The organism is Pseudoxanthomonas mexicana, from assembly GCF_010093385.1.
Lineage (GTDB): Bacteria > Pseudomonadota > Gammaproteobacteria > Xanthomonadales > Xanthomonadaceae > Pseudoxanthomonas_A > Pseudoxanthomonas_A mexicana.
Window position 1 is genome coordinate 64,118 of record NZ_PDWV01000003.1, and the last position, 22,030, is coordinate 86,147.

23 protein-coding genes, 1 pseudogene and 1 riboswitch are annotated in these 22,030 nt (G+C 69.2%); of the genes and pseudogenes, 8 read left to right on the forward strand and 16 right to left on the reverse strand.

The window, feature by feature from the left end:
- Positions 1 to 83 precede the first annotated feature (83 nt).
- Both CSC76_RS02060 and rsmI read right to left on the reverse strand, forming a co-directional pair.
- Complete coding sequence (locus CSC76_RS02060; RefSeq protein WP_202923465.1) at positions 84 to 1,877, reverse strand: DUF885 domain-containing protein; 1,794 nt, start codon at positions 1,875 to 1,877, stop codon at positions 84 to 86.
- A 45-nt stretch (positions 1,878 to 1,922) separates the two neighbouring features.
- The gene (gene rsmI, locus CSC76_RS02065) at positions 1,923 to 2,744 is read right to left on the reverse strand and encodes a 16S rRNA (cytidine(1402)-2'-O)-methyltransferase (RefSeq protein WP_162108400.1); all 822 of its coding nucleotides are present in this window, start codon (positions 2,742 to 2,744) and stop codon (positions 1,923 to 1,925) included.
- 215 nt (positions 2,745 to 2,959) lie between these two features.
- Between rsmI and CSC76_RS02070 the strand changes: the two are divergent.
- From CSC76_RS02070 to CSC76_RS02080, 3 genes and pseudogenes are all read left to right on the forward strand, one after another.
- Positions 2,960 to 4,225: pseudogene (locus tag CSC76_RS02070) on the forward strand (penicillin-binding protein activator); the annotation flags it as partial.
- A complete protein-coding gene (locus tag CSC76_RS02075; RefSeq protein ID WP_162108402.1) occupies positions 4,215 to 4,604 on the forward strand; it encodes a YraN family protein in 390 nt (129 codons plus the stop codon). The pseudogene CSC76_RS02070 and the gene CSC76_RS02075, both read left to right, overlap by 11 nt.
- A gap of 21 nt (positions 4,605 to 4,625) precedes the next feature.
- Positions 4,626 to 6,014, forward strand: coding sequence for an FAD-binding oxidoreductase (locus CSC76_RS02080; protein WP_162108403.1), 1,389 nt, complete (start codon positions 4,626 to 4,628; stop codon positions 6,012 to 6,014).
- 139 nt (positions 6,015 to 6,153) lie between these two features.
- Here CSC76_RS02080 and thiL read toward each other — a convergent pair whose 3' ends face one another.
- The 12 genes from thiL to CSC76_RS02140 form a co-directional block, all read right to left on the reverse strand.
- Complete coding sequence (gene thiL / locus CSC76_RS02085; RefSeq protein WP_162108404.1) at positions 6,154 to 7,107, reverse strand: thiamine-phosphate kinase; 954 nt, start codon at positions 7,105 to 7,107, stop codon at positions 6,154 to 6,156.
- Positions 7,108 to 7,111: 4 nt separating this feature from the next.
- On the reverse strand, positions 7,112 to 7,363 hold the full coding sequence (locus tag CSC76_RS02090; protein ID WP_162108405.1) for a helix-hairpin-helix domain-containing protein: 252 nt from the start codon (positions 7,361 to 7,363) through the stop codon (positions 7,112 to 7,114).
- A 1-nt stretch (position 7,364) separates the two neighbouring features.
- Positions 7,365 to 7,832 carry a transcription antitermination factor NusB gene (gene nusB / locus CSC76_RS02095; protein WP_162108406.1) on the reverse strand — a complete coding sequence of 156 codons (468 nt, stop codon included), beginning with the start codon at positions 7,830 to 7,832 and terminating at the stop codon, positions 7,365 to 7,367.
- 38 nt (positions 7,833 to 7,870) lie between these two features.
- Entirely contained in the window at positions 7,871 to 8,338 is a 468-nt protein-coding gene (gene ribH / locus CSC76_RS02100; RefSeq protein ID WP_162108407.1) for a 6,7-dimethyl-8-ribityllumazine synthase, read from the reverse strand.
- 160 nt (positions 8,339 to 8,498) lie between these two features.
- Positions 8,499 to 9,596: a 3,4-dihydroxy-2-butanone-4-phosphate synthase gene (gene ribB / locus CSC76_RS02105; RefSeq protein ID WP_162108408.1), complete on the reverse strand. Its 1,098-nt coding sequence runs from the start codon at positions 9,594 to 9,596 to the stop codon at positions 8,499 to 8,501.
- Positions 9,593 to 10,195 (reverse strand): riboflavin synthase, encoded by a 603-nt coding sequence (locus CSC76_RS02110; protein ID WP_162108409.1) that lies wholly within the window; start codon positions 10,193 to 10,195, stop codon positions 9,593 to 9,595. The genes ribB and CSC76_RS02110 overlap by 4 nt, the downstream gene beginning before the upstream one ends.
- A gap of 139 nt (positions 10,196 to 10,334) precedes the next feature.
- Positions 10,335 to 10,533: riboswitch (FMN riboswitch) on the reverse strand.
- Between the two features lie 170 nt (positions 10,534 to 10,703).
- On the reverse strand, positions 10,704 to 11,465 hold the full coding sequence (locus tag CSC76_RS02115) for a class I SAM-dependent methyltransferase (RefSeq protein ID WP_162108410.1): 762 nt from the start codon (positions 11,463 to 11,465) through the stop codon (positions 10,704 to 10,706).
- Positions 11,466 to 11,474: 9 nt separating this feature from the next.
- A complete protein-coding gene (ribD, locus tag CSC76_RS02120) occupies positions 11,475 to 12,572 on the reverse strand; it encodes a bifunctional diaminohydroxyphosphoribosylaminopyrimidine deaminase/5-amino-6-(5-phosphoribosylamino)uracil reductase RibD (protein ID WP_162108411.1) in 1,098 nt (365 codons plus the stop codon).
- Positions 12,569 to 13,081, reverse strand: a complete 513-nt coding sequence (locus CSC76_RS02125) for a GNAT family N-acetyltransferase (protein WP_162108412.1) — start codon at positions 13,079 to 13,081, stop codon at positions 12,569 to 12,571. The genes ribD and CSC76_RS02125 overlap by 4 nt, the downstream gene beginning before the upstream one ends.
- 3 nt (positions 13,082 to 13,084) lie before the next feature.
- Positions 13,085 to 13,621, reverse strand: a complete 537-nt coding sequence (gene nrdR, locus CSC76_RS02130) for a transcriptional regulator NrdR (protein WP_162108413.1) — start codon at positions 13,619 to 13,621, stop codon at positions 13,085 to 13,087.
- 113 nt (positions 13,622 to 13,734) lie between these two features.
- Positions 13,735 to 14,988 (reverse strand): serine hydroxymethyltransferase, encoded by a 1,254-nt coding sequence (gene glyA, locus CSC76_RS02135; RefSeq protein WP_162108414.1) that lies wholly within the window; start codon positions 14,986 to 14,988, stop codon positions 13,735 to 13,737.
- A 119-nt stretch (positions 14,989 to 15,107) separates the two neighbouring features.
- Positions 15,108 to 15,605 carry an RcnB family protein gene (locus CSC76_RS02140; protein WP_162108415.1) on the reverse strand — a complete coding sequence of 166 codons (498 nt, stop codon included), beginning with the start codon at positions 15,603 to 15,605 and terminating at the stop codon, positions 15,108 to 15,110.
- 216 nt (positions 15,606 to 15,821) lie between these two features.
- Between CSC76_RS02140 and ettA the strand changes: the two genes are divergently transcribed.
- Complete coding sequence (gene ettA / locus CSC76_RS02145) at positions 15,822 to 17,489, forward strand: energy-dependent translational throttle protein EttA (RefSeq protein ID WP_162108416.1); 1,668 nt, start codon at positions 15,822 to 15,824, stop codon at positions 17,487 to 17,489.
- Between the two features lie 53 nt (positions 17,490 to 17,542).
- On the opposite strand, the gene CSC76_RS02150 is transcribed toward ettA, so the two are convergent.
- Both CSC76_RS02150 and CSC76_RS02155 read right to left on the reverse strand, forming a co-directional pair.
- Positions 17,543 to 18,340, reverse strand: a complete 798-nt coding sequence (locus CSC76_RS02150; protein WP_162108417.1) for a DUF3667 domain-containing protein — start codon at positions 18,338 to 18,340, stop codon at positions 17,543 to 17,545.
- Between the two features lie 181 nt (positions 18,341 to 18,521).
- Positions 18,522 to 18,845 carry a Rieske (2Fe-2S) protein gene (locus CSC76_RS02155; protein WP_162108418.1) on the reverse strand — a complete coding sequence of 108 codons (324 nt, stop codon included), beginning with the start codon at positions 18,843 to 18,845 and terminating at the stop codon, positions 18,522 to 18,524.
- A gap of 90 nt (positions 18,846 to 18,935) precedes the next feature.
- On the opposite strand from CSC76_RS02155, the gene CSC76_RS02160 reads away from it, so the two are divergent.
- The 4 genes from CSC76_RS02160 (at position 18,936) to CSC76_RS02175 (ending at position 21,945) form a co-directional block, all read left to right on the forward strand.
- Complete coding sequence (locus CSC76_RS02160; protein ID WP_162108419.1) at positions 18,936 to 19,208, forward strand: hypothetical protein; 273 nt, start codon at positions 18,936 to 18,938, stop codon at positions 19,206 to 19,208.
- A gap of 65 nt (positions 19,209 to 19,273) precedes the next feature.
- Positions 19,274 to 19,981, forward strand: a complete 708-nt coding sequence (locus tag CSC76_RS02165) for a fumarylacetoacetate hydrolase family protein (protein WP_162108420.1) — start codon at positions 19,274 to 19,276, stop codon at positions 19,979 to 19,981.
- A gap of 77 nt (positions 19,982 to 20,058) precedes the next feature.
- On the forward strand, positions 20,059 to 20,463 hold the full coding sequence (mscL, locus tag CSC76_RS02170; protein ID WP_162108421.1) for a large-conductance mechanosensitive channel protein MscL: 405 nt from the start codon (positions 20,059 to 20,061) through the stop codon (positions 20,461 to 20,463).
- A gap of 93 nt (positions 20,464 to 20,556) precedes the next feature.
- Positions 20,557 to 21,945, forward strand: coding sequence for a M28 family peptidase (locus tag CSC76_RS02175; protein ID WP_162108422.1), 1,389 nt, complete (start codon positions 20,557 to 20,559; stop codon positions 21,943 to 21,945).
- Positions 21,946 to 22,030 lie beyond the last annotated feature (85 nt).

The following is a 22,030-nucleotide window of genomic DNA, read 5'->3' on the forward strand; positions in this document are numbered from 1 at the left end:
GGCGTCCGGAACCTTCCATGCCGAAAGGCCGCAACGCAGAATGCGATCACGCAGTATCTCCGAAGAAGAAGCGCGCCCAGGGCCTACTGCGCCGCCTCGCCCGACATCAGCCAGCGGTCGATCTTGGCTTCCAGCACGTCCAGCGGCAGGGCGCCGGTGTCCAGCACCTGGTCGTGGAAACGCCGGATGTCGAAATCCGCGCCCAGGCGCTCGGTCGCACGCCGCCGCAGTTCCTGGAACTTCAGCTCACCCACCTTGTAGGCGCAGGCCTGGCCCGGGTTGGTGATGTAGCGGTCGATCTCGACCGCCACGTCGCGCGGGGCCATGGAGGTGTTCGCCAGCATGTAGTCGATCGCGCGTTGACGATCCCATTGCAAGGCATGGATACCGGTGTCGACCACCAGGCGCACGGCACGCAGCATTTCCATGTCCAGGTGGCCGAACCATTGGTAGGGGTCGGAGAACATGCCCAGTTCCTGGCCCAGGGATTCGGCATACAGGCCCCAACCCTCGGTGTAGGCGGTGGCCGGCACCTGGCCGAAGCGCAGCAGGTCCGGCAGGCTCTCGTCCTCCTGAACCAATGAGATCTGGTAATGGTGGCCGGGCACGCCCTCGTGCAGTTGCAGGGTCTCCAGGGTCGGGATGGGGCGCGTGTTCAACATGGCCATGTTGAAGAACAGGACGCCGGGCTCCGAAGCGTCCGGCGGACCGGCGCGGTAGTAGCCCGGGCCCCTCTGGTCACCCAGCGCCGGCAGCGGACGCAGCTCGAATGCGGCACGCGGACGACGCGAGAACAGTTCGGGCATCCGCTCCCAGACCTTTTTCTCGATGCGTTCGAAGTGGCCGATGAGGTCTTCGGGTTTGGAGTAGTAGAACTCGGGCCCGGTGCGGACGTGTTCGAAGAAGGCCGGCAGGTCGCCGTCGAAGCTGGTCGCCTGGCGCGCCTGCTCCATCGCGGCGCGGATCCTGGCCACTTCGGACAGGCCGATCTGGTGGATCTGCTGCGCGCTCATCGTGGTGGTGGTGTGCTGGACCAGCAGGGACGCATAGACCCGCGCGCCGTCCTTCATCGCCCACAGGCCTGCGCCCTCGATGGCGACCGGCAGGTAGCGGTCGCGCAGGAACGTGCGCCAGCGCTCGTAGGCCGGCGTGGTGCGGCGCTCGATGATCCGGCGGTATGCGGCCGCCAGGCGGGCGCGGTCTGCCGCCCCGATGGTGTCGGGGAAACGCGTGACCGGGGAGTAGAAGGGATTCTCTTCGACTGGCAGCGTGAGGAAGGCCTCGACCTGCCCGAGGACGTTGTTCACCACCACCTTGGGCTGGTGGTAGCCCTGGGCCATGCCCTGCTCCAGGCGATCCACCGTACTGTCCATGTAGCCGGCGAAGCCCTCCAGCTGGGCCAACCCCCGTTCGTAGTCTTCGACCGTCTTGAAGCGGACGCCCGACAGGTAGTCGGGGAATTCGACGTGCAGGCCGAAGGAGGCGTTCAGCGGCACCAGGTTGCGGATCGCGTGGATGCCGTTGTCGATGTCGCCCAGCGCCTGCTCGGCCTGGGAGCGGAACGCGTCGTAGGCAATCTGGTCCTTCTCGCCCAGGGAGGCGCGGTCGATGCCGGCCAGCCCCGACAGTTCGGCGCGCTTGTTGGTCGCCAGCTGCCGGGCGAAGGCCTCGCTCTGCGGATCGACGAAGACGGCCCCGGTCGGGGGCAGGCCGCGCTCGGCAAGACGCAGCGGATGGAGCGCGTCGTCCGCCTTCTGGCTCTCCGCCCCCAGCAGGCCAAAACGCTCACGGGCGTCCGACGGGGTCCACGCCATCGCGGCGGGCGATGCCGCCACTAAGACCAGCATCGCCACGGCAGCCTTGAGCAGTTCACGCATTCCCATCCTCATCCCCTTTCACTCGAGGCTCGCCAACACGGCCCACTATCGCGCGCCATACAACTCCTTTCTCGGCGCGCCGGTGATCTCGGCAGCCAGCTTGGCCGCCGTCGACGGCGGCAGATGCTCGTTGAGCATCGCATAGACGCGGCGGCCCTCGGACAGGCGCGCCTCCACGTCGTCGCCGGCGCCCTGCACCATCACGACGAACTCGCCCTTGCGCTGGTTCTCGTCCGCGTCCACACGCGCCTGCAGGTCGGCCAGCGTGCCGTCGAGGACGGTCTCGAACAGTTTGGTCAGCTCGCGCGCCAGCACCGCCGGACGATCGTCGCCGAATGCAGCGCGCATGTCGGCCAGCGACTCCGCGATGCGGTGCGAGGATTCGTAGAACCCCAGCGTGCGGGCCTCGCCCGCCAGCCGCTGCAACTGGTCACGCCGCGCGGAGGCCTTGGCCGGCAGGAATCCCTCGAAGGCGAAGCGGTCGCTGGGCAGGCCTGCCACGCTGAGCGCCGCGATGGCCGCACAGGCGCCTGGCAGCGGGCTGACCCGGACGCCGGCCGCGCGCGCGGCACGCACCAGGCGGAAGCCGGGGTCGCTGACCAGGGGCGTCCCCGCGTCGCTGACCAGCGCCAGCGATTCACCCGCCAGCAGCCGGTCGACCACGCGCTGCGCCAGCGCATCCTCGTTGTGCTCATGAAAGGCCACCAGCGGGGTCGAAACGCCGAAGTGGGCAAGCAACTGCCCGCTGCGGCGCGTGTCCTCCGCGCAGATGGCCGCCACCGAACGCAGCACCTCCAGTGCGCGTGGGGTCAGGTCGCCCAGGTTGCCGATCGGGGTGGCGACGATGAACAGGGTTCCGGCAGGCATTCCAGTGGGGTCCGGTGGCTGGGGGTAGAATCGTAGCCGGTTCCCCTGCCCGAACACCGACGATGCCCCTGGATCCGCCTGTCGCACGCACGCTTTCCGCACGCCTCCGCCCCGCGCAACGCCTGGTGGCATTGCTGTTGGTCGCCCTGCTGGCGAGCTGCGCCACCACGCCTAGCGCGGGCCCGGCGACATCGGCGGTGCGGTTCGCCCCCGCCTTCGCGAACGCCGCCACGCTTGCCCGCCAGGACGCCGCCCTCAGCGGCCAGGCACGCACCGACAATGCGCGCGAGATCGACCGCCTGCTGGCCACGCTCGACGACGCCACCCTCGCGCGCGACGCCGCGGCATTGCCGTCGGGCGATCCACTGTACAACTTCGCCGGCCGCGCCCTGCAGCGCCGTGGCCTGCCGCTGCCGCGCCCGTTCGACCGCGGCGCCCAGTGGCGCTTCGATGCCGGCAACCGCCCGCCCGCCGACAGCGATGGCTACCGCCCCCCGGTGAAGCTGGCCGTGCTGCTGCCGCTGTCGGGCAACCTCGCCACGGCTGCCGCCCCCGTGCGCGACGGCCTGCTGGCCGGCTATTACGGGGAGCGCCGCCGGCGCCCGGAGATCCAGTTCTACGACCCCACCGGTACCGCCGCCGGCGCCACCGCGGCCTATGCGCGCGCGACCGCCGAAGGTGCGGACTTCGTGGTCGGGCCGCTGGGTCGCGACGAAGTGAGCGCGCTGTTCCAGCAACCCGAGCTCGCCACCCCCATGCTGGTGCTGAACCGTGGCACCGTTGCGCCCCCGGACGGCAAGGCCGGTTTTTCGCTGGCGCCGGAAGACGACGGCATCGCCGCCGCCGAATACGTGCTGGCCCGCGAGCGCAAGACCGCGCTGATCATCGAGGGCAGCGACGACAACGGACGCCGCGCCTCGCAGGCGTTCCGCGAGCGCTTCGCCGAACGCGGCGGCCGGGTGACGCGCGTGATCAGCGTGCCCGAGGCCCCCGGCGACCTGTCGGCGGTGCTGGCCACCGCGTCGCAGGAGGGCGCCGATGCCGTGTTCCTGGCCGTGCGCGGCAGCACCGCGCGCGCGCTGACGCCGCAGCTGGCGCTGGCCGGCCTGGGCGGCAAGACGCGCGTGGGCACCTCGCAGCTCACCTCCGGCACTGGCAAGCCGGAAGAGGACATGGCGCTTGATGGCATCGCCTTCCCCACCGAAGCCTGGACCTCGCGCGGCGTGCCGGCGCTGCCGGCCGCCAGCGTGACCGGCGAGCGCGTGCCGACCGCGCGCGGACCCGCCGCGCGCCTGTTCGCCTTCGGTTACGACGCCTGGCTGCTGCCCGCCTACCTGGAGAAGCTGGCCACGGGCATCAATACCGATCTGCAGGGCGCGACCGGCCGCCTGCAGCTCGACGGTTTCGGCAACGTGGTGCGCACGCCGTCCTGGTCCACCTTCGCCGGTGGCCGTCCCGCGCCGATCGCGGATGGCGGTTGACCGGCGCGCCCGCGGGCACGCCGTCGAAGTCGCTGCACGCGATCTGCTGCAGCGCGCAGGATTGACCGAGCTCGCCACCAACGCGAACTACCGTGGCGGTGAGCTCGACCTGGTGATGCAGGACGCCACCCGGTCCGGCACGCCGACGGTGGTGTTCGTCGAAGTGCGTTACCGCCAGTCGCAGGCCTTCGGCGGCGGCATGGCGTCGATCGACACCGGCAAGCGCCGCCGGCTGGTGCACGCGGCGCAGCGGTTCCTGCAGGACCATCCCGCGCTCGCCGACGCACCGTGCCGTTTCGACGTGGTCGATGCACAGGGCGATCCGGCCTCGCCGCGGCTCGACTGGATCCGGGACGCCTTCCGCGCGGACGAGGTCTGAGCGCGCGCCTACAATGGCGCCATGGACTCCAGCCTGCCGCGCGCGTTGCACGATGCCATGTCGACCCGGCTTGGGGACGGCTGGCTGACGGGCGAAGGACGGCGCCTCTACGGCGGCGACGATTCGCGCCGCTGGGCCATGCCTTCGGCCGTGGCGTTGCCGCGCACGCGTGAGGACGTGGTGGCACTGGTACGTGCCTGTCGCGAACATCGGGTGCCGCTGGTCGCGCGCGGCGCGGGCACCGGCACCACCGGCGCCGCCGTGCCCACGCAGGGGGGCGTGGTGGTGTCCTTCGCGCGCATGGACCGCATCCTGGAACTGCGCGCCGCCGATCGCTGCGTGGTGGTGGAACCCGGCGTGCTCAATGGCGGACTGCAGCAGACGCTTGCGCCTTACGGCCTGTTCTGGCCGCCGGACCCGTCCAGCGCGGACCTGTGCAGCGTGGGCGGCAACCTGGCCACAAACGCCGGCGGTCCGCGCGCGGTGAAGTACGGCACCACGCGCGACAACGTGCTCGGCCTGGTCGCCGTGACCGGCACGGGCGAACTGATCCGCTGCGGCGGCGCGTACACCAAGGACGCGACCGGCTACGACCTTACCCACCTGATCGTCGGCAGCGAAGGCACGCTCGCGCTGATCGTCGAAGCGACGCTCAAGCTCGCGCCGCGGCCGCACGCGCAAGCCGGCCTGCGCGTGCTCTATCGCGACGCGGCGACCGCAGCCGCTGCCGTGTCCCGCATCATGGCGCGGCCGACTACGCCCACGATGCTGGAGTTCATGGACCGCAGCGCCATCGCGCTGATCCGCCGCAACGGCAGCGACGTACCGGAAGCGGGCGCGATGCTGCTGGTCGAGGCCGATGGCGACGACGACACGCTGCCCTATGCGCTGCAGGCGCTTGCCGAGGCGGCGGAGGGCGACGGCATGATCGCGCTGGATGTCGCCACCGACGGCAGCGCACGCGATCGCCTGTGGGCCACGCGCCGTGCGCTGTCGCCGGCACTGCGCACCATCAGGCCGGGCAAGATCAACGAGGACGTGGTGGTGCCGGTGTCGCGCATTCCCGACCTGGTGGCGGCCATGGAGGCATTGTCGCTTGAGGCCGGCCTGCCCGTCGTCGTGTTCGGCCACGCGGGCAACGGCAATCTGCACGTCAACATCATGTACGACGACGCTGATGCCGCCGAGACGGCGCGCGCCCACGCCGCGCTGCCCCGCGTATTCGCGCAGGTGCTGGCGCTGGGCGGCACGCTGTCGGGCGAGCACGGCATCGGCCTGAGCAAGCGCGATTTCATGGCCGATGCATTCAGCGCCGCGACGCTCGACGCGATGCATGCCGTGAAGGCGGCGCTCGATCCCGACGGCATCCTCAATCCGGGCAAGGTATTGCCGCCGCGGGAACCCCTGTAGGAGCGACGTCAGTCGCGACCGCGCACCGTGCCCGACCAGGAATGCACCGACAGCATGTTGCCTCTCGCTCACCGGCCTGCTGAAGATCGACATGCACTGACGACATACGGTCACGACTCACGTCGCGCCTACAACAGCCTCAATGCTCCGCGAAGTGGTCGTAGCCGCGTCGCGGCGACAACCAGGGCTGGCTTTTGGCATCCACGGGATGCACTCCCTCGCCCGCCACGATGCGGCCGATACGCGTGAACCGCAGGCCGAGCTGTGCCGACACCGCGCCGATGTCGGCACCCGCATCGGCCGGCGCGGTGAAGCACAACTCGTAGTCATCGCCACCACTGGCCTGCAAGGCGATGCGATCTGCTTCTCCGAAGGCCTCCCGCAGCGCGGCCGACGCCGGCAGCGCGTCGACATCGATGTGGGCCGCGACGTGGCTGCGTGCACACACATGGCCCAGGTCAGCCAGCAGTCCATCGGAAACATCGACACAGGCGGTCGCGATGCCGGCCAGGACACGACCGGCGTCCACACGCGGCGTCGGCCGATCGAGCCGTGCGCGCAAGGCGGGGACAGGCTCGCGACCCAACAGCGCCAGACCGCCGGCCGCATCGCCCAGCGTGCCGGTCACCCAGACCTCGTCGCCGACCCGCGCACCATCACGACGCAGCGCGCGGCCCGGCTCCACCAGCCCCATCGCGGTGACCGCGATCGACAGCGGGCCGCGCGTGGTGTCGCCGCCGACCAGCGCGATACCATGCTGCCCGGCCAGATCGAGGAAGCCATCGAGGAAGCCCTCGATCCACGCCGGATCGGACTGCGGCAACGACAGCGACAGGGTGCACCACGCCGGCTCCGCCCCCATCGAAGCGAGGTCGGAGAGATTCACCGCCAGCGCCTTCCAGCCGACGTCCGCCGGCGATGTGCCGCGCGGGAAGTGGACGCCATCGTTCAGCGTATCTGCGGTGACGACGAGCTGCCGCCCCGGCGGTGGCGCCAGCAACGCGGCGTCGTCGCCGATGCCCAGCACCACGTCAGCGCGCGTCGCCACGCGTGCGCGGATGCGGGCGATCAGGTCGAATTCGCCGGCGCCCATCGCGTCAGGTCCTGGCGCGCGCCAGGTCGACGGCCGCCTGGATCGCCGCGCGTGCCTGCGGGCTGTTCTTCCAGCAGGTGGAGGCGGTCAGGCCGGCGGCACTGGCCACGATCTCGGACGGTTCGGCGGCGGCCAGTTGCCGCAGCGAGGCGATGCCCAACTGCTCGAGCCGCTGCACCACCGTGGGACCCACCCCCCTCACCGCGAGCAGCGCCTCGCGCTCTTCCGGAGGAAACCGTGCGTCGCCGCCCGACACGTCAGCGCCGCGCCTGCGCCTCGGCGGGCCGCCATTCGACGGCAGCGTGGTCGAGCACGCCATTGATGTACGTGTGCCCGTGTTCGGAACCGAAACGCTTGGCGGTTTCGATGGCTTCGTTCAGCACCACGCGGTACGGCACGTCGACGCGATGTGTCAGCTCATAGGCGGCGATGCGCAGCACGGCGCGCTCGATGGGGTCCACTTCTTCCACCGTGCGGTCGAGGAAGGGCAGCAACGCCTCGTCCAGCGAGGCGCGGTGCCTCACCACGCCCCGTACCAGGTCTTCGAAATACTCCAGGTCGGCGATCTCGTGCGCCTGCTCGTGCGCGAACTGGGCGATGACCTGGCCGACTTCGCCGCCCGACATCTGCCACGCGTACACGGCCTGCAAAGCGCGGCGGCGCGCGCGGGCGCGCGTGACCGGATCGATGCCGTCCTTGCGGGGGGGATGGGGATGTCGGCTCACGGCGGCTCCTGTGCTGCGTGTTCGTTGCGTACGGATGATCAGGCCAGCTGCGCCAGCAGGTGCGCCATCTCGATGGCGGCGAGCGCGGCTTCCTCGCCCTTGTTGCCATGGCTGCCGCCGGCACGGGCTTCGGCATCCTCGATGCGCTCCACCGCCAGCACGCCGTTGAGCACGGGCACGCCGGTATCCAGTTGCACGCGCATCAGGCCCTCGGCGCAGCGGTCGGCAACGTGCTCGTAGTGGCGGGTATCGCCGCGGATCACGCAGCCCAGGGCGATGATGGCTGCATGGTCGCCGGCCGCGGCCAGGCGCCCCGCCGCCAACGGGATCTCCCATGCGCCGGGCACGCGCACCACGTCGATCGCGTCCTCGCCTACGCCGTTGCCGGCCAGGCTCTGGCGCGCACCGGCCACCAGCACATCGGTGATGCGCGGGTTCCAGCGGCTGGCGATGATCGCGAAGCGGGCGCCGTCGGGCGCGCGCAGATCGCCTTCGTAGTGGGACATGGCGGGTTCCTTGGGGGTGGGGAAGTTTAGCAGGCAGGGCCGGGACGAACGGGAAACCGGGAATGGGGAATGGGGAATGACGCCCTCACTCGATCCGAAAGTGTTTTGGCCTTCGGTGGAAGGGAGGGTCCATTCCCCGTCCCCGGTTCCCCGCGTCGACTCACCCCGCCGCGACGTACTCGACCACGTCCAGGCCGAACCCGGCCAGGCCCACCTGGCGGCGTGGCGTGCCGAGCACGCGCAGGCGCCCCAGCCCCAGGTCGGCCAGGATCTGCGCGCCGGCGCCGTTGCGGCGCCACTGGCCGACGTCCTTGGCGTTGGCGCGTACCTCCGGTTGCTTGCGCAGCCGGGCCAGCAGGGCCTCGGCGTTGCGGGGCTCGGAGAGCACCACCATGACGCCCTGCCCTTCGGCCGCGATGGCGCGCAGGGCATCGGTGGCGTGCACGCCGAAATCGTCGCGCCGCCAGTGCAGCAGATCGCTCAGCGGGTTCTCCACCTGCACGCGCACCAGCGTGGGCGTGGTCCTGTCGGGCGTGCCGCGGACCAGAGCGAAGTGCAGCTCGTGGGCGATGCGGTCCCGGTAGGTCACCAACCGGAACGGACCGAACTCGGTGTCGATCTCGCGCTCGTCGATGCGCTCCACGGTGTGCTCGGTGGCCAACCGGTACGCGATCAGGTCGGCGATGGAGCCCATCTTCAGCCCATGCTCGCGTGCGAACACCTCCAACTGCGGCCGGCGCGCCATGGTGCCGTCCGGGTTCAGCACCTCGACCAGCACGCCCGCTGGTTCCAGCCCCGCGAGCAGCGGCAGGTCGCTGGCCGCTTCGGTATGGCCGGCACGGGTGAGCACGCCACCCGGCTGGGCGATCAGCGGGAAGATGTGGCCCGGCTGGCTGAGATCGGCGGGCTTGGCGTCGGGACGCACGGCGGTGCGGACGGTATGCGCGCGGTCGTAGGCGGAGATGCCGGTGGTGACGCCTTCGGCCGCCTCGATGCTGACGGTGAAATTGGTGTGGAACTGCGCGGTATTGGTCTGCACCATCGGCGCCAGCCCCAGCTGGGCGCAACGCTCGCGCGTCAGCGACAGGCAGACCAGGCCACGCGCGTGGGTGACCATGAAATTTATGTCCGACGGCTTGACCAGCTCGGCCGCCATGATCAGGTCGCCTTCGTTCTCGCGGTCCTCGTCGTCGACGATGACGACCATGCGGCCGTTGCGGATCTCTTCCAGCAGTTCGGGGATCGGGGCGAAGTTCATGCGCCGCTCCTTTCGCCCAGCAGGCGCTCGACATAGCGCGCGACCAGGTCGATTTCCAGGTTCACCGCATCGCCGACAGCCGTCTGCGAGAACGCGGTGTGCGAGACGGTGTGCGGGATCAGCGCGACCTCGAAGCCTTCGCCGTCCACCTCGTTGACCGTCAGGCTCACGCCGTCGACGCAGATCGAGCCCTTCTTCGCGATGTACTTCAACAGCGGTGCCGGCGCGGCGAAACGCCAGCGCTGCGCGCGCGCATCCTCGTGCACCGACAGCACGCGGCCGACGCCGTCCACGGGGCCGCTGACCAGATGGCCGCCGAGACGATCGGTCGGGCGCATGGCGCGCTCCAGGTTCACCAGCGCGCCGTCGCGTAGACGCCCGAGCGTGGTCAGCGAAAGCGTTTCGGTGGAGGCATCGGCCTGGAAGCTGGACGCATCGAACGCGACCACGGTCAGGCATACGCCATTGACCGCGATGCTCTCGCCCAGCTGCACGGCGTCGAAAGGCAGCGAACCCACGGCAACGGTCAGGCGGAGGTCGCCGCCCACGGGTTGCAGCGCGGCGATGCGGCCCACGCCCTCGATGATGCCGGTGAACATCAGCAGGCCGCCGGCAGGAAGACAGGGAAAGCGCTGGGAATCGTGGAAGGCATGGCACGTCTCTCGCGGAAGCAAAGCGGAGACGCCCCCGGGGCGCGAAGGCAGGCGCACGACACCGCGCTTGCGCGCGGTTCGGCGATGCCGTCTTCTTTCATCCGGACTATGACCGTCGGCTCCGGCATCTGACCGGATCTGCTGACCCTTCGGTGGCATTGGAAAGTCCGCACAGGGATGTGCGGGCTCTTGCGAGGGAATCGCATGCCGCCCAAGGCGCTCGCGGGCTCGTCGCTGGGCGACCTACCGCCGGTGGGGAGTTGCACCCCGCCCTGAAGACGTCGTTGGTGGTGTACCGGCGAACCGGCCCGCGCATTCTAACGCCTCGACGTGGCGACGGCCCTGAACGCAGCGTTCCGCGCCACTGTAAGGAGGGTTTGAGCCCCGGCGGGCATTTTTTAGCCCCAGGGCGGCGCTCGAAAGCCTCGGGGCCGAAGCCCCTCCTGCATGGGTGTTACACGGCCTTCCGGCGCAGGTGCAGGATCAGCGGCCAGCGCATCGTGCGCACCCGCTGCGGATCGCCCCAGACCTCGGCCAGCGCCGGGGTGTGCGCGTAGACCGGATCTTCCCCTGTCGCCGCCCGGTAGCTGCCGGTGGCGGACAGGCTGCCGAAATAGCCCAGCAGCGTGGGCAGGTCCCAGTCGGCGGTCAGCCACAGGCGCGGCGTGGGCAGGGCCTCGAACGGCCAGACGTAGTCGCCGTAGCCCATGTCCACGTCGGCGCGCTCCGGCGGCCAGTACGGGTCGATGTCGTCGCGGACCTTCTCGGCCACCTCGGCCAGGTCGTCCTCGAAAATGATGTCCTGGTAGGTCCAGGCGGCTAGCACGCCCCCGGGACGCAGCACCCGTTCGCAGGTGGCGAAGAAGCGATAGCGGTCGAACCAGTGCAGCGCCTGCGCCACCGCCACCAGATCGACGCTGGCGTCGTCCAGGGCGGTGCTTTCGGCGGGTTCGACCGCCAGACTGACCCTGGTATCGGCCTGGCCCTGCGCCCAGTGGCGCGCGATCTGCGCCGCGCTGGGGTCGGTGGCGTGCACGTGGGCGAAGCGCGCGGCCAGTCCGCGCGTGGCCTGGCCACTGCCCGCCCCCGGTTCCCACACCCTGGCATCGGCAGGCACGACGGCGGCGATCGCGTCGTAGAGCGCATCGGGGTAGGTCGGACGCGAGGCGAGATAGACGTCGGCGACGCTTGAGAAGTGATCCTTGAAAGCCACCATGGCGGGCGGTCAGCGGGCAGGTTGCAGCAGGAGGCGGTGATCTTCGCCAATCATGCGGCTGTCCACAATCTCCAGCTTCAACCGGTCCGCCATGGCCTGGATGCCCAATCCACCGAACAGTGGCCGGGCCTGGTCGCCAAGCAGCACCGGCGCGACGTACAGCAGCACCTCGTCCGCCAGGCCCGCCGCGATGAACGCACCGGCCAGCGTGGCGCCGGCCTCGGCGTGCACTTCATTGATGCCGCGCTCGGCCAGCAGTTCCAGCACCACTTTCAGGTCGAAATTGCTGCCCGTGGCAGGCGCCACCATCCGCTGCACGTTGGTACCGCGCGGCGGCTTGGCATCGGCGGTGGGGGCATACAGGGGAGGCGCTTCACCCCGGCGCCCGTTGCCGCGCGCCACGGGGGCGGGCCCCGGATCCAGCACTACCCGCAGCGGCGGTTCGAAGGCGGTGTCGTCGCCGAAGCGCACCGTCAGCGACGGGCCGCCCGCCAGCCCGGTACCCGCCCCGGTCAGGATGGCCCCGGCACGCGCGCGCCAGCGCATCACGTCACGACGCGACGCCTCGCCGCTGATCCACTTGGAATCCCCGTTGGCCATCGCGGTGCGGCCATCCAGGCTGGTGGCCAGCTTCACCCGCATCCATGGCCGGCCGCGCTCCACGCGCGACAGGAAACCCCGGTTCAGACGCCGCGCCTGCGCTTCCATCAACCCGGACTGCACGATGATGCCCGCCTCGCGCAGTCGATCGAAGCCGGCGCCATCGACCTGCGCGAACGGGTCGCGCATCGCCGCCACCACGCGCGCGACGCCGGCCTCCACCAGCGCCTCGGCGCAGGGCCCGGTGCGGCCGGTATGGGCACAGGGTTCCAGGGTGACATAGGCGGTCGCGCCCTTCGCGCGTTCGCCCGCGGCCTGCAGCGCGAATACCTCGGCGTGCGGCTCGCCCGCCTTCTGGTGCCAGCCTTCGCCGACGGTTTCCCCACCCTGCGTGATCACGCAGCCGACCATGGGGTTCGGCCGCGTGGTGTAAGCGCCACGCTCGGCCAGGCGCAGCGCACGCGCCATGCAGTGGTGGTCGAAGGCAGAGAAACGGGTTTCGGTCATGCGTCGTCCACGCGGTGCGGCGGAGCTTCAGTATGCGCCACGCGCTCCGCGGGCACGATCGACATGATCACCACCGGCGTGCCGTGCAGCGACGTGCGCTCCTCGACCTGCCAGCCGAGCGACGCGTAGAAGTCCTCGTGCCACAGGGTGAACAGCCGCAGCAGGGCCACGCCCTCCCGCGCGGCATGCGCGACGGCGGCATCCACCAGGATGCGTCCGCCGCCGCGACCGCGCGCGGCCGGCAACACGAACAGGCTGCCCAGCCAGGGGCTGCCGCGATCCTGCAGGGCGGGCGCGTCCTCGATCAGCAGGCTGACCGATCCCAGCAGATCCGCGCCGTCCATCAGCAGCAGCGTCGTGGGCAGCGACGTGCGCGTGGCATGGTCGGCCAGCTCGGACGCCGCCGCGTCCAGCGTCCAGTCGTCGTACAGGGCACCCCACTCGGCATGGTGCCAGGCAGCCAGTGCGGGGATGTGCTGTGGATGCCGGCCGATCCGGTCGATGCGCACGACTCAGCGCTTCTTGTTCTTGTCCGCGTGCTTGTCGAACGGCACCACGTCGCCGCCGAGCAGGGACAGCTGCCCGGCGCCGGGCGGCAGGTCGCGTTCGAGCTTTTCGATCTCCTCGCGGAAATCGGCCACGTCTTCGAAACTGCGGTAGACCGAGGCGAAGCGCACGTAGCCCACGTGGTCCAGCTTGCGCAGTTCGTTCATGACGAACTCGCCGATCCTGCGCGAAGCGATCTCGCGCTCGCCGCTCATGCGGATGGCATGGATCACCGCACGCACCGCCGCCTCGATCTGCTCTTCCGACACCGGCCGTTTCTGCAGCGCACGGTCGAAGCCGGCGCGCAGCTTGCGCGCATCGAACGTATCGCGCCTGCCGTCACTCTTGATGACCGCCGGCAGCTTGATCTCGATGTTCTCCAGCGTGGAGAACCGCTCCCCGCAGGCCTCGCACTCCCGCCGGCGGCGGATCGTCGCGCCGTCTTCGGAGACGCGCGAGTCGATCACGCGGGTATCGGTGTGCTGGCAGAAGGGGCAGTGCATAAGATCAGAAAAGAGTGGAAAGGAGTGAGGCGCGAGCGAATGCAGCGCCGCGGCGAGAAGTGGGAAGCAAGGCTTTCACTCGTTCCTCACTCCTCATCACTCACTCCTCGCTTTCAGCCGTAAACCGGATACTTCCGGCACTGCGCAGTAACGTTCTCGCGCACCTTCGCCAGCACGGCCTCGTCGCTGGGCGCATCCAGCACGTCGCAGATCCAGTTGGCCAGGTCGATGCAGTCCTGCTCGCCGTAGCCGCGCGTGGTGACGGCGGGGGTGCCGATGCGCAGGCCAGACGTGACGAAGGGCTTGCGCGGGTCGTTCGGCACGGAGTTCTTGTTGACGGTGATGTGCGCCTTGCCCAACGCTTCTTCCGCATCCTTGCCGCTGACGTCCTTGCCGATCATGTCCACCAGCATCAGGTGGTTCTCGGTACCGCCGGAGACGATCTTGTAACCGCGGGCGATGATCGTCTTCGCCATCGCCTGGGCGTTCTTCACCACCTGCGCCTGGTAGGCCTTGAATTCCGGCTCCAGCGCTTCCTTGAACGCGACGGCCTTGGCCGCGATCACATGCATCAGCGGACCGCCCTGGATACCGGGGAAGACGATGCTCTGCAGCTTCTTCTCGATCTCCTCACCGGCGCCCTTCGCCAGGATGATGCCGCCGCGCGGGCCGCGCAGCGTCTTGTGGGTGGTCGAGGTGACCACGTGCGCGTGCGGCAGCGGGTTCGGATAGACGCCGGCGGCGACCAGGCCCGCGACGTGCGCCATGTCGACGAACAGGTAGGCGCCCACCTTGTCGGCGATGGCGCGGAAGCGCGCCCAGTCCACCACCTGCGAATAGGCGGAGAAGCCGGCCACGACCATCTTCGGCTTGTGCTCCAGGGCCAGCCTTTCGACTTCGTCGTAATCGATCAGGCCCTGGTCGTTCACGCCGTACTGGACGGCGTTGAAGAGCTTGCCCGAGGCATTGACCTTGGCGCCGTGGGTCAGGTGGCCGCCGTGGGCCAGGCTCATGCCCAGGATGGTGTCGCCGGGGCTCAGCAGGGCGAAGTACACGGCCTGGTTGGCCTGCGAACCGGAATGCGGCTGCACATTGGCGTAGTCGGCGCCGAACAGCTGCTTCACGCGGTCGATCGCCAGCTGCTCGGCGATGTCCACGTACTCGCAGCCGCCGTAGTAGCGCTTGTGCGGGTAACCCTCGGCGTACTTGTTGGTCAGCACGCTGCCCTGGGCCTCCAGCACGCGGGGGCTAGCGTAGTTCTCGCTGGCGATCAGCTCGACGTGATCCTCCTGCCGGCGCGCCTCATGGGCGATGGCCTGTGCCAGTTCGGGATCGTAGGTTTCGATGCGGGCGTCGCGCGGGAACATCGGGTCTCCGGGGGCAAGAGCGGGCGGGATGGCCGATTGTAGCTCGCCCGGCCTCCGCCGACCCGGCCCCGGAAAGCGAAAAGCGCGCCGGAGCGCGCTTTTCTGGGCCTCGAGCCTGCTCAGTGGTGCAGCAGCAGGTCGGCGATGATGCCGGTGGCGATGGCCACCATCAGCAGGTTGCCGCGGTCGTCGCGGACCCAGTGGTAGCCACGGGGCGGACGGCGCACGTGGTAGTGGCCGTAGTCGTTCACCACGTAGACCGGGCCGCGGTAGTAGTCGCGGTAGCGCTGGCCGACGGCCCAGCGATGGTAGTGGGGGGCCGGACGGTAGACCACACGCGGCGGGGCGTAGTACCGGCGATCGTCATAGCGACGATCGTAGCGGCGATCATCCCGGCGCCCGTCGTGATAGCCGTGGCGATAGGCCTGGCGCTGGTCGCGGCGGTCGTGCCGGTCGTCCCGGCGGTCATCGCGCCAGTCGCGGCGGTCGTCCCGCCGGTCGTAATGGTGCGAGCGGCCCCGGTCGTGGCCGCGATCGTCGCGCGCCAGCACGGGAGCGGTGACGGCGAAGGCCAGGACGGCACAGGCGATGCCCTGGAAAAGACGCTTGGTGTTCATGGAAAGCCCTCTGTGTGGCACGTGAGCCCATCATGCCGATTGCATCTGAACCGATTCCCGCTGGAAAACGGTTACGGCCACGTCAAGGGCAGGTTAGCGGAACGTGTTCAGCCGCCGGTGGGCACGGCCGGAGCGGCTATAATCGCCGCCTTCCCTTCTGCCTCCCCGCCCGCCGCCAAACCGGCCGGGCGCCGGGGCCTGCGTACCGGAGCCTGCATGTCCTCGCAATACATCTACACCATGAACCGGGTCAGCAAGGTGGTCCCGCCCAAGCGGCAGATCATCAAGGACATCTCGCTGTCGTTCTTCCCGGGCGCGAAGATCGGCCTGTTGGGCCTGAACGGTGCCGGCAAGTCCACCGTTCTGAAGATCATGGCCGGCGTGGACAAGGACTTCGAAGGCGAGGCCCGCCCGCAGCCCGGCATCAAGGTCGGTTACCTGGCGCAGGAGCCGGAACTGAACCCGGAGCACACCGTCCGCCAGGCCGTCGAGGAAGGCGTGGGCGAAGTGCTGCAGGCGCAGGCCGCGCTGGAGGCGGTCTACGCCGCCTACGCCGAGGAAGGCGCCGACTTCGATGCCCTGGCCAAGGAGCAGGAACGCCTGGAAGCCATCCTGGCCGCCGGCGACGCGCACACGCTGGAGAACCAGCTGGACGTGGCCGCCGACGCGCTGCGCCTGCCGCCGTGGGATGCCGTCATCGGCAAGCTGTCCGGTGGCGAGAAGCGCCGCGTGGCGCTGTGCCGGCTGCTGCTGCAGAAGCCGGACATGCTGCTGCTCGACGAACCGACCAACCATCTGGACGCCGAATCGGTGGAGTGGCTGGAGCAGTTCCTGGCCCGCTACACCGGCACCGTGGTGGCCGTCACCCACGACCGCTACTTCCTCGACAACGCCGCCGAATGGATCCTGGAACTGGACCGTGGTCGCGGCATCCCGTGGAAGGGCAACTACACCGAGTGGCTGGTGCAGAAGGACGAACGCCTGAAGCAGGAAGAGAACCAGGAAAAGGCGCGCCAGAAGGCCATCCAGAAGGAACTGGAATGGTCGCGCCAGAACGCCAAGGGCGGCCGCTCGAAGGGCAAGGCCCGTCTGGCCCGCCTGGAAGAACTGCAGTCGGTCGACTATCAGAAGCGCAACGAGACCAACGAGATCTTCATTCCGCCGGGCGAGCGCCTGGGCAATTCGGTGATCGAGTTCAAGAACGTCTCCAAGAAGTTCGGCGACCGCCTGCTGATCGACAACCTGAGCTTCCTGGTGCCGGCCGGCGCCATCGTCGGCATCATCGGTCCCAACGGCGCGGGCAAGTCCACGCTGTTCAAGATGATCACCGGGCAGGAGAAGCCGGACTCGGGCGAGATCGTGATCGGCCCGAGCGTGAAGCTGGCCTACGTGGACCAGAGCCGCGACAAGCTGGAAGGCAACCAGACCGTGTTCCAGGAAGTGTCCGGCGGCCTGGACATCCTCAACATCAATGGCGTGGAAATCCAGTCGCGCGCGTACATCGGCCGCTTCAACTTCAAGGGCCAGGACCAGCAGAAGCTGGTCGGCTCGCTGTCCGGCGGCGAGCGCGGGCGCCTGCACATGGCCAAGACGCTGCTGCAGGGCGGCAACGTGCTGCTGCTCGACGAGCCCTCCAACGACCTGGACATCGAAACCCTGCGTGCGCTGGAAGATGCGCTGCTGGAATTCCCCGGCAACACCTTCGTCATCTCGCACGACCGCTGGTTCCTGGACCGCATCGCCACGCACATCCTCGCCTTCGAGGGCGACTCTCACGTGGAGTTCTTCCAGGGCAACTACCGTGAGTACGAGGAAGACAAGAAGCGTCGCCTGGGCGAAGAAGGCGCGCGTCCGCACCGCCTGCGGTTCAAGGCGCTGAAGTAGGCGTTCGCTCGCAAGCCTGACGACATGCCCGCCTCACGGCGGGCATGCTCGTTTCAGCCATGGTTGAACAGCAGGAACAGCGCGATGACGCCAGCGCCGACCATCAGGCTCTGGGCCACCATGAACATCCCGAGCCCCACCAGGGCCCGCAGCGCCGATGTCCACCCGGAGTGCCGGTCGAACAACTGGACGAGCGAGAAGACCGCGTAAACCACGACACAGGGCAAGGCCCATGCCTGCGCGCTCGGGATCCAGCGTTGCGCCACGATGGCGATCGCCATGAAGACAAAGGACTGCACGGTCAGGAACGCCGAGACGACCAGCCACTCGGGATAGTTCAATCCCCGCCCCTTGAAGGCCAGCCAGAAGGCGGCCGCCTCAAGCGGCAGGCACAGCAGGGTGAATGCGGTCATGTGGCCGTTGAGCCAGTCCTTCGCTGCGGCAAACGTCGCGGCCAGCGCAGTCGGGTCCAGACCCGCGCCCGCCTTCGGTCCGCCGCCGCCCGCGAAGCCCAGCTCCATCGCCGAACCGACGATATCCCCGTCCAGCAGGAGTTTCCCCAGCAGCAGCACAGTCGCCGCGGAGATCATCAGCAGCAGCAACGGCTTCACCTGCTTCGCACGGCGTCCCTCCAGGTAGCTGCGCATCAGATGCCCCGGCCGCAGCATCAGCTCCTTCAGCGAATACAGGATGCCGCGATCCATGTGGAGCACGCTGTGCTCCAGCTCGTGGCCGAGGAAATGCCAGTCGATGCGGTGCACCGGCGTGGGTTGGCCGCAGGCGGGACAGAACTTCTGCTCGGGATGGGCGACGGCCAGGCCGCAGTTGATGCACATGCTCGCGTCGCCCATTCCGGTCCCCTGTCGGTGGTCGGCGGATTCTAGGGAAGCCATGCGGACGCGTCCAACCTCATGCTTTCAGGCCCGCCCCATGGAGCGAAGAGTCCGCATTGCGGAAGGGCGGATCAAAACGAGGGCACCGCGCCGATAGCGCCTCGACGACGGGATCGATTACTGATACCAGATACGACGCTCAGGCCAGCCACACCTCGCCGTCGCGCACCTGCACCTGCACGGCGCGCAGGGCGTCGCCGCGACAGGGGCCGGCGATGCAATCGCCGCGGTCCAGTTCGAACGACGCGCCATGCGCGGCGCACACCAGGTGCCCGTCCTTGCTCTTCAGGAACTGGCCCGGCGCCCAGTCCAGCCGGCGCCCCGCATGCGGACAGACGTTCAGCCAGGCGCGCACTTCGTCCCCCAAGCGATAGAGAACCAAAGATTCCGCATCGCCATCGATCGTGGCCTCTACTTCGGCGAACCCGCCGTCGGCGATGTCATTCAGTGCACTGAGTCGCATGGCGCTTAACGAAGTCCTCACACGGTCACAGAACCGTCATCCGATACTGGGCGCATCGGCTCCGGCCGCATTCTGTCACGACGCACCGCCATGTACGCACGCCACTTCCAGTTCAACGCCTTCCGCAACGCCTTCGCGCCCCGCAAGCCGCGGCATCCGCTGCTGCGCCTGGGCATCGGCCTGCTGGGACTGGCCGTGCTGGCCGTACTGGTGTTCGTCAGCGTGTTCGTCGGCGCGGCCATGATCACCGGCGGCCTGCTGTACAGGCTGCTGCGCCAGCGCGGCAAGCCGGCCGCCCGCGACCACGCGATGGAAGGCGAATACCGGGTGGTCCGCAAGCAGGCCCTGCCGCTGCCGCGCTGAGCGCACTGCGCGGGAACGCGTTTCCCGCCTACACTCTGCGGCTTTCCGAGCATTGGATCGCCGCCATGGCCGACATCATTCCCCCCCCGCCGGTCCCTCGCGTCCCTGTTCGCGGTGGCGGCACGTTTCCCGTGCGCCGCATCTTCTGCGTGGGCCGCAATTTCGCCGACCACGCGCGCGAGATGGGGGCGGCCGCACCGGCGTCGAAAGCCGAACGCGGCACGCCCGTGTTCTTCCACAAGCCGGCCGATGCCATCGTCACCGACGGCGCGGACGTCCCCTATCCACCCGGCACGAACGACCTGCACCATGAGGTCGAACTGGTCGTGGCACTGGGCGCGGATGCGCCGGACGGCGAGCTGTCGCGCCACGCGGCGCAGGCGCTGGCCATTGCGTATGGCGTGGGCCTGGACCTGACCCGTCGCGACCTGCAGGGCGCCGCCAAGGCGAAGGGCCTGCCATGGGACACCGGCAAGGGATTCGATCATTCGGCCCCGATCAGTGAGCTGGTCCTCGCGGCGGATGTCGGGGGGCTGGAGGACCGCACGCTCACCCTGCGCGTGAACGGCGCTATCCGGCAGCACGGCGCGCTGCACGACCTGATCTGGGACGTGCCGGACATCCTGCACGAACTCTCCAGGCTCTATGCGCTGAAAGCCGGCGACCTGGTCTTCATGGGCACGCCGGCCGGCGTCGCCGCGCTGGTGCCGGGCGACACCTTCGTCGCGTCGCTGGATGGCGTGGTGGAACTGGGCGGCCGCATCACGGGCTGACCGCAGCTTGCTTCGTCGACGCGCGCGGTTATAGTCCACGCCAGTGGCGAATCGGCGCCGTTCATGGAGATCCCGCAATGGGCATGGTCAGCGAGTTCAAGGAATTCATCGCACGCGGCAACGTGGTCGATCTGGCCGTCGGCGTGGTGATCGGCGCTGCGTTCGGCAAGATCGTCACCGCCTTCGTCGACAAGATCATCATGCCGCCGATCGGGCTGCTGGTGGGCGGCGTGGATTTCTCCAAGTGGGCATGGACGTTGAAGGAAGCCACCGTGGACGCCGCCGGCAAGGAGGTGCCGGCCGTCGCGATCGGCATCGGCGAGTTCCTCAACACGGTCATCCAGTTCGTCATCGTGGCCTTCGCGATCTTCCTGCTGGTCAGGGCGGTGAACCGCCTGCACCGCAAGCCCGAAGCCGCACCGGCCGCGCCGCCCGAGGACGTGCTGCTGCTGCGCGAGATCCGCGATGCGCTGAAGAAGTGACGAAACGCGGCGTTCCGGATCGGCAACGCGGTCGACGGAAACACCGGGCCCCGGGCTGCTAAGCTCGGGGCCTTCGTTTTTCCGGGGTTCTCCATGCGTCTTGCTCCGTTGCTGCTCGCTCTTGCCGTCACCGCGCCCGCCCTCGCCGCTTCCCGCGAAACCCGTATTCCCGATGCCGCCCTCGCCACCGCCGCGCAGCTGCGCGAGCGGGCGCTCGCAGACCGGACCGGCTGGAACGTCGTCGAATCGCTGACCACCGAGATCGGGCCGCGCCTGGCCGGCAGCGACGCGGATGCGAAGGCCGTTGCGTGGGCACAGGCGAAGTTCAAGGCCCTCGGCTTCGACAAGGTGTGGATAGAGCCGGTGACGTTCCCCAAATGGGTGCGTCGCAGCGAGCGTGCCGCCGTGCTGGGCGAACATGCACAGCCGTTGACCGTCACCGCCCTGGGAGGCAGTCCGGCGGGCACGGTGGAAGCGGAGATCGTCCGCTTTGCCGACCTGGCCGCGCTGGAAGCGGCGCCCGCGGGATCGCTGGCCGGGAAGATCGCCTTCATCGACTACCAGATGACCTCCGCGCGCGACGGCAGCGATTACCGCAATGGCGGCGCGATCCGCTCGAAGGGCCCCTCGGCCGCGATCCGCAAGGGCGCGCTCGCCTTCCTGATGCGTTCGGCCGGCACCGACAACCACCGCGTCGCGCATACCGGCATCACCCGCTTCGACGAAGGCCTGACGCCGGTACCGTCCGCGTCGCTGACCATCCCCGATGCCGACCAGCTGGCCCGCCTGCTGCAGCGCGGCCCGGTGCGCGTGTCGCTGGCGCTGGATTGCGGCTGGGACGGCGAGTACACCTCGCACAACGTGATCGGCGAGATCACCGGGCGCAGCCAGCCGAACGAAGTCGTGGTGATCGGCGCGCACCTGGATTCGTGGGATCTGGGCACCGGTGCGATCGACGATGGCGCCGGCATCGGCATCACGATGGCCGCCGGCCACCTGATCGGCCAGCTGAAGCAGGCGCCGAAGCGCACCCTCCGCGTGATCGCCTTCGCCAACGAGGAGCAGGGCCTGCATGGCGGCAAGGCGTATGCGGCGAAGCACCTGGGCGACATCGCGCGCCACCAGATCGCGGCCGAGAGCGACTTCGGCGCCGGCCGCATCTACGCCTTCAACACCGGCGCCCCCGACCACGCACGCAAGGCCACCGAGCAGATCGCGCAGGCACTGGCGCCGCTGGGGATCGAGTACGCACCCGGCAAGGGCAGCGCGGGCCCCGACATCAGCCCGTTCGCGGCCAAGGGCATGGCGTGGGCCTGGCTGGCGCAGGACGGCAGCGACTATTTCGACCTGCACCACAACGCCGACGACACGCTGGACAAGATCGATCCCGCCGCGTTGGCGCAGAACGTGGCGGCGTATGCGGTGTTCGCCTATCTCGCTGCCGAAGCCGACGGCGACTTCGGCAGCCAGCTGAAGGAATAGGTCTCGCGACTCTGCCGAGCCGTTCCCTGTCTTTGTAGGAGCGGGCCATGCCCGCGGTGCGTTTCAGGTGACCGACAGAAGAGCA

What these genes read in the sequence shown, in the direction of transcription:
- CSC76_RS02060 (WP_202923465.1), bottom strand. Translation starts at nt 1,877, where the DNA reads ATGCGTGAACTGCTCAAGGCTGCCGTGGCGATGCTGGTCTTAGTGGCG.
- CSC76_RS02115 (WP_162108410.1), bottom strand. Translation starts at nt 11,465, where the DNA reads ATGGTGGCTTTCAAGGATCACTTCTCAAGCGTCGCCGACGTCTATCTC.
- CSC76_RS02155 (WP_162108418.1), bottom strand. Translation starts at nt 18,845, where the DNA reads ATGCGACTCAGTGCACTGAATGACATCGCCGACGGCGGGTTCGCCGAA.
- glyA (WP_162108414.1), bottom strand. Translation starts at nt 14,988, where the DNA reads ATGTTCCCGCGCGACGCCCGCATCGAAACCTACGATCCCGAACTGGCA.
- CSC76_RS02165 (WP_162108420.1), top strand. Translation starts at nt 19,274, where the DNA reads ATGGCCGACATCATTCCCCCCCCGCCGGTCCCTCGCGTCCCTGTTCGC.
- CSC76_RS02150 (WP_162108417.1), bottom strand. Translation starts at nt 18,340, where the DNA reads ATGGGCGACGCGAGCATGTGCATCAACTGCGGCCTGGCCGTCGCCCAT.
- ettA (WP_162108416.1), top strand. Translation starts at nt 15,822, where the DNA reads ATGTCCTCGCAATACATCTACACCATGAACCGGGTCAGCAAGGTGGTC.
- CSC76_RS02160 (WP_162108419.1), top strand. Translation starts at nt 18,936, where the DNA reads ATGTACGCACGCCACTTCCAGTTCAACGCCTTCCGCAACGCCTTCGCG.
- ribB (WP_162108408.1), bottom strand. Translation starts at nt 9,596, where the DNA reads ATGAACTTCGCCCCGATCCCCGAACTGCTGGAAGAGATCCGCAACGGC.
- nrdR (WP_162108413.1), bottom strand. Translation starts at nt 13,621, where the DNA reads ATGCACTGCCCCTTCTGCCAGCACACCGATACCCGCGTGATCGACTCG.
- thiL (WP_162108404.1), bottom strand. Translation starts at nt 7,107, where the DNA reads ATGGGCGCCGGCGAATTCGACCTGATCGCCCGCATCCGCGCACGCGTG.
- CSC76_RS02140 (WP_162108415.1), bottom strand. Translation starts at nt 15,605, where the DNA reads ATGAACACCAAGCGTCTTTTCCAGGGCATCGCCTGTGCCGTCCTGGCC.
- CSC76_RS02110 (WP_162108409.1), bottom strand. Translation starts at nt 10,195, where the DNA reads ATGTTCACCGGCATCATCGAGGGCGTGGGCCGCATCGCCGCGCTGCAA.
- CSC76_RS02175 (WP_162108422.1), top strand. Translation starts at nt 20,557, where the DNA reads ATGCGTCTTGCTCCGTTGCTGCTCGCTCTTGCCGTCACCGCGCCCGCC.
- ribH (WP_162108407.1), bottom strand. Translation starts at nt 8,338, where the DNA reads ATGTCCCACTACGAAGGCGATCTGCGCGCGCCCGACGGCGCCCGCTTC.
- CSC76_RS02080 (WP_162108403.1), top strand. Translation starts at nt 4,626, where the DNA reads ATGGACTCCAGCCTGCCGCGCGCGTTGCACGATGCCATGTCGACCCGG.
- rsmI (WP_162108400.1), bottom strand. Translation starts at nt 2,744, where the DNA reads ATGCCTGCCGGAACCCTGTTCATCGTCGCCACCCCGATCGGCAACCTG.
- mscL (WP_162108421.1), top strand. Translation starts at nt 20,059, where the DNA reads ATGGGCATGGTCAGCGAGTTCAAGGAATTCATCGCACGCGGCAACGTG.
- CSC76_RS02075 (WP_162108402.1), top strand. Translation starts at nt 4,215, where the DNA reads ATGGCGGTTGACCGGCGCGCCCGCGGGCACGCCGTCGAAGTCGCTGCA.
- ribD (WP_162108411.1), bottom strand. Translation starts at nt 12,572, where the DNA reads ATGACCGAAACCCGTTTCTCTGCCTTCGACCACCACTGCATGGCGCGT.